We start from the raw sequence: 11,798 nt of genomic DNA, 5'->3' as shown, positions 1-11,798 counted from the left end.
CAGGGGGGACCCTGTGGGAGAGTAGGACGCCGCCGAACAATCATTCACGAAGAACCCCCATCCGGTCACCGGATGGGGGTTCTTCGCATTTCCGGGCCTTTCCGCTCCCGCGTCGACGTATCGTCAGTACATGGACGATCAGACAGCGGTCATTGTGGAGCACGTGCTCCACCCCGGGCAGCGTGACGGCGCCCTGCGTGCTCTGGCGGAGGCCCAGGCGGTGGACGGCCGCGCCGCCGTGTCCGAGCAGGGCCGGCTGCGGCTGCGGGCCGCCGAGAGTCCGCGCCCGGGCGTGGTCCACCTGGTGGAGACCGAAGCGGATGTCGTGCTCGGGTACGGACAGCTCGAAGTGCCGCAGGGGCGGGCCGGCAATCCCGCCGCCGAGCTGGTGGTCGACCCGGCCGCCCGCGGTCGTGGCCTGGCCCGTCCGTTGGTGGACGCCGTCCTGGCGGAGGCCCACCGGGCGGGGCACGAGGCGGTGGACTTCTGGGTGCACGGCGGGCACCCGGCGGCCCGCCACCTGGCCGAGTCGTACGGGGCCGCGCTGGTCCGTGAGCTGCGGCAGATGCGCCGCACCGGTCGGCAGACCGAGGAGGTCGTCGTTCCGGAGGGAGTGGAGTTCCGCACCTTCCGCCCGGGGGAGGACGAGGCCGAGTGGTTGCGGCTGAACGCCCTGGCCTTCGCCCACCACCCGGAGCAGGGCGCCTGGACGCAGCGGGACCTGGCCGAGCGGATGGCCGAGCCGTGGTTCGACCCGGCCGGCTTCTTCCTCGCCACCCGCGCGGGGAAGGTGGTCGGCTTCCACTGGACGAAGGTGCACCCGGCGACCGCCGGGGAGCCGGAGCTCGGCGAGGTGTACGTGGTCGGGGTGGACCCGGCGGAGCAGGGCAGTGGCCTCGGCCGCGCGCTGACCGCGGTGGGCCTGCGCCACCTGACCGGCACCGGCCCGGGCGAGCGCGGACTGGAGACCGTTCTTCTCTACGTCGACGCCGACAATCCGGCCGCTGTCCGGGTATATGAACGACTGGGATTCACCGTTCACGAGGTGGACCTCATGTACCGAGCCCGGTACCGGGAGAAGCGGTCGGCCTGACCGGGACGCCCGGAGACCGGCCTGGAGCCCGGCCCGGAGCGGTGAGGGCGGTGACGGGCGAGGGCCGCTACGGCGGCGGCCCTTGCCCCGACCGACTCAGCTTTCCTCCTGGCCATGCGGTGTTTACCGTGGATTCAATTGCTGCCGCGAAGATCACAGGATGAAGTCCGTAGTGTCTCGCTCGTGCAGAGTCGACCGCCACGCACCGGTCGGTCCTGTACGGACCGCGCCCGGGGGACGGGCGCTGTTCCCGGAACCTCCCGGGGCGAGGGCGACGGCCCGCAGAGCCATTCGCGTCCGGACGCCGTCCTGCTGCTGGAGGAGCTGGAGCCCATGAGCATCCCCCGCCCCGTCTCTGCCCCGCTGTCGCCGACGGCCCGGATGTCCAGTGCGCTGGGGGTCCCGCCGGAGTTGCCGACCGCGGACGAGCAGGAGTTCGAAGCGCTGCCGCAGGGCCGCTTCCTCGACCGCGAGCGCAGTTGGCTGGCGTTCAACGAGCGCGTCCTGGAGCTCGCCGAGGACCCGGGGATCCCGCTGCTGGAGCGGGCCAAGTTCCTGGCGATCTTCGCCAGCAACCTGGACGAGTTCTTCATGGTCCGGGTGGCCGGCCTCAAGCGCAGGATCGCCACCGGCGTCGCCCAGCGGAGTGCGTCCGGCCTCCAGCCGCGCGAAGTGCTGGACCTGATCTGGACCCGCTCGCGCGAGCTGATGGCCCGGCACGCCGCGGCCTTCCAGCAGGAGGTGCTGCCGGACCTCGCCACCGAGGGCATCGAGGTGGTGCGCTGGTCGGAGCTGGCCGAGAAGGAGCAGGCCCGGCTGCACACCCTGTTCCGGCAGAAGATCTTCCCGGTGCTGACCCCGCTGGCGGTCGACCCGGCGCACCCCTTCCCGTACATATCGGGGCTCTCGCTCAACCTGGCCGTCGTGGTGCGCAACCCGGTCTCCGGGCACAAGCACTTCGCCCGGGTGAAGGTGCCGCAGTCGCTGGCCCGCTTCCTGGAGGCCTCGCCCCAGCGGTACGTCCCGCTGGAGGACGTGATGGGCGCGCACCTGGAGGAGCTCTTCCCGGGGATGGAGGTGCTGGCCCACCACGCCTTCCGCGTCACCCGCAACGAGGACCTGGAGGTGGAGGAGGACGACACCGAGAACATCCTCAAGGCCCTGGAGAAGGAGCTGATGCGGCGGCGCTTCGGCCCGCCGGTCCGGCTGGAGGTCGAGGAGTCGATCGACCCCTACATCCTGGACCTGCTGGTGCGGGAGCTGAACATCACCGAGGCGGAGGTCTTCCCGCTGCCCGGGCCGCTGGACCTGACCGGGCTGTTCGGGATCGCCGAGCTGGACCGCCCGGAGCTCAAGTACCCGAAGTTCGTGGCGGGCACGGCCCGCGGCCTGACCGACGTCGAGTCGGCCTCCCAGCCGGACATCTTCGCGGCGATGCGCGAGCGCGACGTCCTGCTGCACCACCCGTACGACAGCTTCTCGACCTCGGTGCAGGCCTTCCTGGAGCAGGCCGCCGCCGACCCGGACGTGCTGGCGATCAAGCAGACCCTGTACCGGACCTCCGGCGACTCGCCGATCGTGGACGCGCTGATCGACGCGGCCGAGTCCGGCAAGCAGGTGCTGGTGCTGGTCGAGATCAAGGCGCGCTTCGACGAGCAGGCCAACATCAAGTGGGCCCGCAAGCTGGAGGAGGCGGGCTGCCACGTGGTCTACGGCCTGGTCGGCCTGAAGACGCACTGCAAGCTGTCGCTGGTGGTCCGCCAGGAGGGCGACACCCTGCGCCGCTACTCCCACGTCGGCACCGGGAACTACCACCCGAAGACGGCCCGGCTGTACGAGGACCTCGGCCTGCTCACCTCCGACCCGCAGGTCGGCGCCGACCTGTCGGACCTCTTCAACCGGCTCTCCGGCTACTCGCGCCGCGAGTCCTACCGGCGCCTGCTGACCGCCCCGCGCGGCCTGCGGGACGGGCTGGTGTCGCGGATCCACAACGAGATCGCCCACCACAAGGCGGGCCGTCCGGCGTTCGTGAAGCTCAAGGTCAACTCGATCGTCGACGAGGCCGTGATCGACGCGCTGTACCGGGCCTCGCAGGCCGGGGTGCCGGTGGACGTCTGGGTGCGCGGGATCTGCGCGATCCGCCCCGGCGTGCCCGGGCTGAGCGAGAACATCCGGGTGCGCAGCATCCTGGGCCGGTTCCTGGAGCACTCCCGGATCTTCGTGTTCGGCAACAACGGCGATCCGGAGGTGTGGATCGGCAGCGCCGACATGATGCACCGCAACCTGGACCGCCGGATCGAGGCGCTGCTGCGGATCACCGATCCGGCGCACCGCGCCGAGCTGTCCGGACTGATCGACCTCGGGGTGTCGGACGAGACCGAGTCCTGGCACCTGGGGCCGGACGGCACCTGGACCCGCCACTCGCGGGACGCCGAGGACCGGAAGCTGCGGCACGTCCAGGACCTCCTGATCGACTCGCGTCAGCGCCGCCGGGCCGCCACCTCGCGCTGACGCTCCACTGATGCGAAGCCGCCGGAGCAGCGGGCCCCGAACCCCCACGGGCAAGCTCCTCCGGCGGTCGGGCCACCAGCCCCGGGGAGAGGCCCCGGGGGAACGGGGATTCACCACGCCATGACCGATGCGCCGATGACGGCCCAGGCGGCCTCCACCGCGACCGCCGGGGACATCCTTTCCCGCCACCTGACCGCCCAGGCCGGCGCCTTCCTGCGCGCCCTGCCGCTGGCGGTGGGCGAGGTCGGCGCCAGACCCGGGGCGGCCTCGGTCGTCCCGGCGGCGGGCACCGCGGACCTGCTGCGGGCCGTCCGGCGGATCGGCGGGCTGCTGCACACCTTCGGCTCGGTCTTCGAGCAGACCTGGGCGCAGGAGTCCCGCACCGAACTGCGCTGGCTGCTCAACCTGCTGGCGCTCGAACCCGGGTACGTCCGCCGCTCGGCCCGGCTGCTGGGCGCGCTGGACTCGCTGAGCGGCAGCGACCCGGAGGGGACGGGCATGCTGGCGGGCCACGCGGGCGCCCCCAAGGCGCGGGCCCTGCTGGACCGGCAGCTGACCCTGGCCAGGACCCGGGCGCACTCCTCGGTGCTCCAGGAGCTCCGTTCGGCCCGGCTGCACGCGCTGGCGGACCGGATGACGCTGCTGGTGGGCGAGGCGCCGCTGGCGGAGTCCGCGGCCGGCCGGGCGCCGGCGGTGCTGCTGCCGCAGGCGGCCGCCGCGTTCGCCGCGCTGGTCGCGACCGCCCAGCAGCTGCCGCTGCAGCGGGCCGCGACCCCGTACGGCGGGGACGGGCTGCGCCGGCTCGGTGTCGTCCCGGCGGCCCGGGGAGCGCTGGACGCGGACGCGGCGCTGGCGGCCGACGACGCGCCGTGGGCCCGGCTGCGGATCCTGGTGAAGCGCGCCCGGTACGCGCTGGAGGTGTGCGGCCGTCCGTCCACCGAGCTGGACGAGCTGGACGCGGTGCTGGCCCGGCAGCAGGAGGCCGCGGACGCCGCGGTCACCGCCGCCACCGCGGCGCGCACCCCGCGGATCACCCCGGCGACCGCGTACGTGCTGGGCGTGGTGCACGCCGACCAGCGGCTGGAGGTGGAGTCGGCCCGGTACGCCTTCGGCCACCGGTGGCCAGAGCTGCAGTCCGGCCCGGACGGCTGGCCGCAGTTCCCGGCCGAGGGCTGGGGCCCCTCCGCCGGGCCGAGGACGGTCTGAGTTGGGCAGGCGTCCGGAGGGCGGACGGCCGGGATCCGGACGGCTCCCGGGGGAGAGCGCGGCCGGGGCGGGTCACGGCCCGGTGGTCATGGCGGCGGGCGCGGTGCTCTGGCTGCCGGGCCGGCCGAAGAAGAGCGGCCGGCTGGGGCGGCCGCGGGTCGCGGTGATCCACCGGCCCAAGTACGACGACTGGAGCCTGCCGAAGGGCAAGCTCGACCCGGGTGAGGGCGTGGTCGAGGCGGCGCTGCGCGAGGTGTGGGAGGAGACCGGCTTCCGCTGCCTGCTCGGGCCGGAGCTGCCCGCGCAGCACTACCGGGTGCAGGGCCGCCCGAAGGAGGTCCGGTACTGGGCCGCGGTGCCGTCGAGCGGTGCCTTCCGGCCGAACCGCGAGGTGGACCGGTTGGAGTGGCTGCCGGCCGGGAAGGCCCGGGCGCGGCTCAGCTACGACCACGACCGGTTGCTGATCGACGCGCTGCTGGTGGTCCTGGGGGCGAAGCCGGTCCGGGCCGGTGGCAGCCGCCCGTGAAGGAACCGTGGGAGTGATCCACCCGCGCCCCTGCCGTGACGCAACCGTTACTACCTGGCCTAGTTTCCTGTCATCCGTTCGAGGTTCACTCGCCGTTCACTCGTGACCGGCTGACGTGTCACTTCCCCGGCCTAACTTCGGGACCACCGGAGGGCCGCACGGGCCCCGGACCACAGCAAAACCCGCGCTGCGCCGTCCGCGTACGGCCCCCGAAGCGGGCAATGCCTCAGAAAGGGACACCCCTGTGAAGCTCCAGCGGAACGGCCGCTCCAAGGCCCTCGCGATCGGTGCCGTGGCGCTCGTCAGCTCGCTGTCGCTCGCCGCCTGCGGCTCGGACAACGAAAACACCTCGACCGCGTCCGGCGGCTCCAGCGGCTCCGCCGCGGCCGGCTCCGCGATCAACTGTGGCAAGTCCGGTTCGCTGATCGCCGCCGGTTCGACCGCCCAGGGCACGGCGATCGACGTGTGGAAGACCAACTTCAGCGCCGCCTGCTCCGGCACCACCATCAACTACCAGGGTGTGGGCTCGGGTGCGGGCATCCAGCAGTTCACCCAGGGCAAGGTCCAGTTCGCCGGTTCCGACTCGGCGCTGAAGCCGGCCGAGGTCGACGCCTCCAAGGCGGTCTGCACCGGTGGCCAGGGTATCGACCTCCCGATGGCCGGCGGTCTGATCTCGCTCGTCTACAACGTGGACAACGTCGACAACCTGGTCCTGGACGGCCCGACCGCCGCCAAGATCTTCGACTCGCAGATCACCAAGTGGAACGACCCGGCCATCGCCGCCCTGAACCCGGGCGCCAAGCTGCCGGACGCGGACATCCAGTCCTTCCACCGCTCGGACGACTCCGGCACCACCGACAACCTGACCAAGTACTTCGCCGCCGCCGGCAACGGCGCCTGGGCCTACCCGTCCAGCAAGACCTGGGCGGCCAAGGGCGGCCAGTCGGCCAACGGCAGCGCCGGTGTCGCGGCCCAGGTGAAGCAGGTCAAGAACTCGATCAGCTACGTCGAGCTGGCCTACGCCCAGACCAACAGCCTGAAGAGCGCCGCCATCAACACCGGCGCCTCCAAGCCGGTCGAGGCCACCGCCGCCAACGCCGCCAACACCTTCGCCAAGGCGAAGATCGCGGGCACCGGCAGCGACCTGGCGCTGAAGCTCGACTACGCGACCAAGGACGAGGGCTCCTACCCGCTGGTCCTGGTCACCTACGAGATCGTCTGCGACAAGGGCAACAAGGCCGACACCCTGGAGACCCTGAAGTCCTTCCTGACCTACACCGCCAGCGACGCGGGTCAGAAGGCCGCCGGTGAGAAGGGCTACGTCCCGCTCCCGAAGGAGCTGACCGACAAGGTCAACGCCGTCATCCCGACCCTGGCCTGATCCATCGGGACCACCGGTGGGGCGGCCCCGTGAGCGAGGGGGGCCGGGGCCGCCCCACCGGAACGCACCACGAACCCAGCACCATCCGGGGCACCGCCGCCATGGTGCCGTCCCCCTTCCGGGGCGGCGCCACCAGACCGGAGTAGACCAATGACTTCATCCCCCCCTGCCGCCCCGCAAGGCAGGGAACGCCGACCGCGCGACAGCCGCGTCGGCGACAAGATCTTCATGAACCTCGCCCGGGGCTCGGGCATCCTGCTGCTGGTCATCATGGCCGCCATCGCCGGCTTCCTGGCCTGGCGCTCGGGCCTGGCCCTCAGCAACAACGACGGCAACTTCTTCACCACCTTCGAGTGGGCGCCGGACGCCCCGAAGCCGGTCTTCGGCATCCCGGTGCTGGTCGTCGGCACCATCGTGAGCGCCGTCATCGCGATGGCGATCGCCGTCCCGGTGGCCATCGGGATCGCGCTGTTCATCTCGCACTACGCGCCGCGCCGGATCGCCCAGCCGTTCGCCTACCTGGTGGACCTGCTCGCCGCCGTCCCCAGCATCGTCTACGGCCTGTGGGGCGCGCTCTTCCTGGTCCCGCACATGGACGGCCTGACCAGCTGGCTCAACGAGTACCTGGGCTGGACGTACATCTTCGACCAGACCAAGACCGGCACCCCGCGCAACCTGTTCACCGTCGGCATCCTGCTGGCGATCATGGTCCTGCCGATCATCACCGCGGTCAGCCGCGAGGTGTTCCGCCAGGTCCCGCGGATGCACGAGGAGGCGGCGCTCGCGCTCGGCGCCACCCGCTGGGAGATGATCCGCACCGCGGTGCTGCCCTTCGGGCGCCCCGGCATCATCTCGGCCTCGATGCTCGGCCTCGGCCGTGCGCTCGGCGAGACCATCGCGGTCGCGGTGGTGCTCTCCTCCAGCAACGTCCTGTCGCTGCACGTCCTGGACGCGGGCGGCGGCACCTTCGCGCAGAACATCGCGCTCAAGTTCGCCGAGGCCGGCGACAACGGGCGCAACGCGCTGATGGCCTCCGGTCTCGTCCTGTTCGTCATCACCCTGCTGGTGAACGGTGCCGCGCGACTGATCATCGCCCGCCGCAAGGAGTACTCGGGGGCCAACGCATGACCGCCACCGCCGTCGTCGAGGACGCCCGGCCGATCGGCCGCTCGCTGACCGCCAACCGTCTTCCCAAGTGGGCCCCGGCCGTCGTCGCGGTCGGCTCGATCGCCCTCGGCTGCGGGATCGGCGCCGCCGCCGACCTCGCCAGCCACCTGCAGTGGGGCCTGATCTCGGGCGCGCTGTTCCTGCTGATCGGCTACGGCGTCTCGGCCGGGATCGAGGGCCGCCGGCAGGCCAAGGACCGGCTCGCCACCTCGGTGGTCTGGGTCGCCTTCATCCTGGCCGTCGTCCCGCTGGTCGCCCTGACGGTCTACACCGTCCAGCAGGGCATCAAGGTGATCAACGCCAACTTCCTGACCCACTCGATGAAGGGCATCCTCCAGTCCGGCCCCGGCGGTGGCATCTACCACGCGCTGATCGGCACCCTGGAGCAGGTCGCCCTGGCCACTGCGATGGCCGCCCCGATCGGCCTGCTGACCGCCGTCTACCTGGTCGAGTACGGCCGCGGCAAGCTCGCCAAGGCGGTCACCTTCTTCGTCGACGTCATGACGGGCATCCCGTCGATCGTCGCCGGTCTGTTCGTCCTCTCGCTCTGGAACCTCGCCCTCGGTTTCGGCTACTCCGGCTTCTCGGGCAGCCTCGCGCTGGCCATCCTGATGATGCCGGTCGTGGTCCGCTCGACCGAGGAGATGCTCAAGCTGGTCCCGAACGAGCTGCGCGAGGCGTCGTACGCGCTCGGCGTGCCGAAGTGGAAGACCATCCTGCGGATCGTCCTCCCCACCGCGATCGGCGGCATCGCCACCGGTGTGATGCTCGCGGTCGCCCGCATCACGGGCGAGACCGCCCCGGTGATGATGCTGGTGTTCGGCGCCGACTACATCAACAACAACCCGTTCGACGGACCGCAGCAGTCGCTGCCGATGTACATCTGGACGCAGTACTCGCAGGTCAACAACGACTTCGGCTACGCCCGTGCCTGGGGTGCGGCGCTGGTGCTGATCGCCTTCGTGATGGGGCTCAACCTCATCGCCCGGGGCATCGCACGCTGGCGCTCGCCCAAGGGCGGGCACTGACCGACCGACTGACGTACGAGACAGACGAGAGAAGCAACGATCATGGCCAAGCGCATCGACGTCAGCGGACTGTCGGCCTACTACGGCACCACCAAGGCCATCGAGGACATCTCGATGAGCATCGAGCCCCGCTCGGTGACCGCCTTCATCGGCCCCTCCGGCTGCGGCAAGTCCACCTTCCTGCGGACCCTGAACCGCATGCACGAGGTGATCCCCAACGCCCGGGTCGAGGGCAAGGTCCTCCTGGACGACGAGAACCTCTACGCCTCCAACGTCGACCCGGTCGCCGTGCGGCGCTCGATCGGCATGGTGTTCCAGCGCCCGAACCCGTTCCCGACCATGTCGATCTACGACAACGTGGTCGCCGGCCTCCGGCTCGCGGGCGTGAAGAAGAAGTCCGTCCTGGACGGGGTGGTGGAGCGCTCGCTGAAGGGCGCGAACCTCTGGAAGGAGGTCCACAACCGGCTGAACAAGCCGGGTGCCGGCCTCTCCGGCGGTCAGCAGCAGCGTCTGTGCATCGCCCGCGCCATCGCGGTCGAGCCCGAGGTCCTGCTGATGGACGAGCCGTGCTCCGCGCTCGACCCGATCTCCACCCTCGCCATCGAGGACCTGATCGGCGAGCTGAAGTCGCAGTTCACCATCGTCATCGTGACCCACAACATGCAGCAGGCGGCCCGCGTCAGCGACCGCACCGCCTTCTTCAACCTGGCCGGCGTGGGCCAGCCGGGCAAGCTGATCGAGCTGGACGACACCCAGCGGATCTTCTCCAACCCGTCGGTCCAGGCGACCGAGGACTACATCTCCGGCCGCTTCGGCTAAACCGGACGCCGTCACCCGCCGCACCGCGGCGGGTGACGGAACGCGAGCTGTCCCGTGGTGCTGCATGGCGGTGCCGCCGCGGGACATGATGAAGGGCCCGCCCCCGAGATGTGGGGGCGGGCCCTTCTGTGCAGGTCGCCCGCTCGCCGGGCCGAAGGGGGCTCAAGGGCCCGGGCGTGGGTGCCGGGTGTCAGCCCCAGAAGAGGTGGACGAACCAGTACACCAGCGCTGCGACGATGGCGGCCGCCGGCATCGTGATGAACCAGCCGAGCACGATGTTCTTCGCGACGCCCCAGCGCACCGCGCGGATCCGCTTGGTGGCCCCCACGCCCATGATCGCCGAGGTGATCACGTGGGTGGTGGAGATCGGCGCCTTGTAGACGAACGACGTGATGTACATGACCACCGAGGCGGTGGTCTCGGCCGCGAAGCCCTGCGGCGGGTCCAGTTCGATGATCTTCCGGCCGAGCGTCCGCATGATCCGCCAGCCACCCGCGTAGGTGCCCAGCGAGAGCATCGCGGCGCAGGAGATCTTCACCCAGACCGGGATGTCGTAGGTGGCCTGTTGACCGGAGATGACCAGCGCCATGACCACGATGCCCATGGTCTTCTGGGCGTCCTGCAGACCGTGCGCCAGCGCCATCGCGGCGGCCGAGGCGGTCTGCGCGACCCGGAAGTTGCGCTTGGCCCGGTGGGGGTTGGTCCGGCGGAAGATCCAGAGGATCGCCAGCATCACCAGGAACCCGCCGACCAGGCCGACCACCGGCGAGACCACCATCGGGACGATGATCTTGTCGATGACGCCGTCCCAGAGCACCTCGGTGCCGCCGGCCAGCGCCGCGCCCACCAGGCCGCCGAACAGGGCGTGCGAGGAGGAGGACGGCAGGCCGAAGTACCAGGTGATCAGGTTCCAGGCGATCGCGCCGACCAGCGCGGAGAACAGGATCGCCATCCCCTGGTCGCCCTTCGGGGTCTCGATGATCCCCTTGGAGACGGTGTGCGCCACGCCGCTGCCGAGGAAGGCGCCGGCCAGGTTCATCACGGCGGCCATCGCGAGCGCGGCCCGCGGGGTGAGCGCCCGGGTCGAGACCGAGGTGGCGATCGCGTTCGCCGAGTCGTGGAAGCCGTTGGTGTAGGTGAAGAAGAACGCAACGCCGATGACGGCGATGAGTGCAGCCGTGTCCACGGGGGTCAGGACTCCTTGACGGCGATGGTCTCCACCGTGTTGGCGACGTGCTCGAACGCGTCCGCCGCCTCCTCCAGGACGTCCACGACCTGCTTGAGCTTGAGGACCTCGATGGCGTCGTACTGACCGGAGAACAGGTGGGCGAGCAGCTTGCGGTGGATCTGGTCCGCCTGGTTCTCCAGCCGGTTCACCTCGATCCAGTACTCCGTGAGGTTCGACATGCTCCGCAGGTTCGGCATCGCCTCCGCGGTGAGCTCGGCGGCCCGGGCCAGAACCTCGATCTGCTGCTCGACCCCCTTCGGCAGGGTCTGGATGTCGTAGAGGACGACCAGGTCGACGGCCTCCTCCATGAAGTCCATGATGTCGTCCAGCGACGAGGCGAGGCTGTAGATGTCCTCGCGGTCGAAGGGCGTGATGAAGGACGAGTTCAGCTGGTGGAAGACGGCATGGGTGGTGTCGTCCCCGGCGTGCTCGGCGGCGCGCATGCGCTCGACGATCTCCGCGCGGGCCGACACGTCTGATCCCAGCAGTTCCAGCAGGAGCTTCGATCCGACGACGAGGTTGTCCGCCGCGGCGGCGAACATGTCGTAGAAGCTCGTCTCCTTCGGGGTCAGGCTAAAACGCACGGAAATCTCCGATGTGCGGGGTAGGGACTGAATGATGCTAGGTGCAACGAAGCGCAATCACGCAAACGGGGGCCCGGGTTCGGAGCCGGAACCTCCTCTTCCGTTCGGGTGTCGCACCGGCTGACCCGGCCCGGACCGCCACCTGCGGACCGAGCCCCCAGTCTGACGGAACCTCGCCCGGATCGCCCCCGTCGTGCGGACGGCGGGCGCGGGCCCCGCTCAGTTGGCCGAAGCCGCTCCGCCGGGTCCGTCCCG

The 11,798-nt window shown here is 70.8% G+C and carries 10 protein-coding genes; 8 read left to right on the top strand and 2 right to left on the bottom strand.

Annotation, left to right across the window (positions count from 1 at the left end; genetic code table 11):
- Positions 1-130 precede the first annotated feature (130 nt).
- From mshD to pstB, 8 genes are all read left to right on the top strand, one after another.
- The gene (mshD, locus tag ACIRD3_RS36680) at positions 131-1,093 is read left to right on the top strand and encodes a mycothiol synthase (protein WP_402225450.1); all 963 of its coding nucleotides are present in this window, start codon (positions 131-133) and stop codon (positions 1,091-1,093) included.
- 333 nt (positions 1,094-1,426) lie between these two features.
- Positions 1,427-3,604, top strand: coding sequence for an RNA degradosome polyphosphate kinase (locus ACIRD3_RS36675; RefSeq protein ID WP_402225448.1), 2,178 nt, complete (start codon positions 1,427-1,429; stop codon positions 3,602-3,604).
- A gap of 120 nt (positions 3,605-3,724) precedes the next feature.
- On the top strand, positions 3,725-4,810 hold the full coding sequence (locus ACIRD3_RS36670; RefSeq protein WP_402225446.1) for a CHAD domain-containing protein: 1,086 nt from the start codon (positions 3,725-3,727) through the stop codon (positions 4,808-4,810).
- Positions 4,811-4,898: 88 nt separating this feature from the next.
- Positions 4,899-5,336, top strand: coding sequence for an NUDIX hydrolase (locus ACIRD3_RS36665; RefSeq protein ID WP_402225456.1), 438 nt, complete (start codon positions 4,899-4,901; stop codon positions 5,334-5,336).
- Positions 5,337-5,580: 244 nt separating this feature from the next.
- On the top strand, positions 5,581-6,717 hold the full coding sequence (gene pstS, locus ACIRD3_RS36660; RefSeq protein ID WP_402225443.1) for a phosphate ABC transporter substrate-binding protein PstS: 1,137 nt from the start codon (positions 5,581-5,583) through the stop codon (positions 6,715-6,717).
- A gap of 150 nt (positions 6,718-6,867) precedes the next feature.
- Positions 6,868-7,845, top strand: a complete 978-nt coding sequence (pstC, locus tag ACIRD3_RS36655; RefSeq protein WP_402225441.1) for a phosphate ABC transporter permease subunit PstC — start codon at positions 6,868-6,870, stop codon at positions 7,843-7,845.
- On the top strand, positions 7,842-8,912 hold the full coding sequence (gene pstA / locus ACIRD3_RS36650; protein ID WP_402225438.1) for a phosphate ABC transporter permease PstA: 1,071 nt from the start codon (positions 7,842-7,844) through the stop codon (positions 8,910-8,912). Before pstC ends, pstA begins: the two co-directional genes overlap by 4 nt.
- 42 nt (positions 8,913-8,954) lie before the next feature.
- Positions 8,955-9,731: a phosphate ABC transporter ATP-binding protein PstB gene (pstB, locus tag ACIRD3_RS36645; protein ID WP_402225436.1), complete on the top strand. Its 777-nt coding sequence runs from the start codon at positions 8,955-8,957 to the stop codon at positions 9,729-9,731.
- Between the two features lie 190 nt (positions 9,732-9,921).
- On the opposite strand, the gene ACIRD3_RS36640 is transcribed toward pstB, so the two are convergent.
- Both ACIRD3_RS36640 and ACIRD3_RS36635 read right to left on the bottom strand, forming a co-directional pair.
- Entirely contained in the window at positions 9,922-10,917 is a 996-nt protein-coding gene (locus ACIRD3_RS36640) for an anion permease (protein ID WP_402225433.1), read from the bottom strand.
- 5 nt (positions 10,918-10,922) lie between these two features.
- Positions 10,923-11,543 carry a DUF47 domain-containing protein gene (locus tag ACIRD3_RS36635; RefSeq protein WP_391556271.1) on the bottom strand — a complete coding sequence of 207 codons (621 nt, stop codon included), beginning with the start codon at positions 11,541-11,543 and terminating at the stop codon, positions 10,923-10,925.
- Positions 11,544-11,798: the final 255 nt, after the last annotated feature.

Origin of the sequence: Kitasatospora sp. NPDC093550 (genome assembly GCF_044764985.1) — a bacterium.
Lineage (GTDB): Bacteria > Actinomycetota > Actinomycetes > Streptomycetales > Streptomycetaceae > Kitasatospora.
This window is presented reverse-complemented; position numbering and strand designations above follow the sequence as displayed.

What these genes read in the sequence shown, in the direction of transcription:
- mshD (WP_402225450.1), top strand. Translation starts at nt 131, where the DNA reads ATGGACGATCAGACAGCGGTCATTGTGGAGCACGTGCTCCACCCCGGG.
- ACIRD3_RS36675 (WP_402225448.1), top strand. Translation starts at nt 1,427, where the DNA reads ATGAGCATCCCCCGCCCCGTCTCTGCCCCGCTGTCGCCGACGGCCCGG.
- ACIRD3_RS36670 (WP_402225446.1), top strand. Translation starts at nt 3,725, where the DNA reads ATGACCGATGCGCCGATGACGGCCCAGGCGGCCTCCACCGCGACCGCC.
- ACIRD3_RS36665 (WP_402225456.1), top strand. Translation starts at nt 4,899, where the DNA reads ATGGCGGCGGGCGCGGTGCTCTGGCTGCCGGGCCGGCCGAAGAAGAGC.
- pstC (WP_402225441.1), top strand. Translation starts at nt 6,868, where the DNA reads ATGACTTCATCCCCCCCTGCCGCCCCGCAAGGCAGGGAACGCCGACCG.
- pstA (WP_402225438.1), top strand. Translation starts at nt 7,842, where the DNA reads ATGACCGCCACCGCCGTCGTCGAGGACGCCCGGCCGATCGGCCGCTCG.
- pstB (WP_402225436.1), top strand. Translation starts at nt 8,955, where the DNA reads ATGGCCAAGCGCATCGACGTCAGCGGACTGTCGGCCTACTACGGCACC.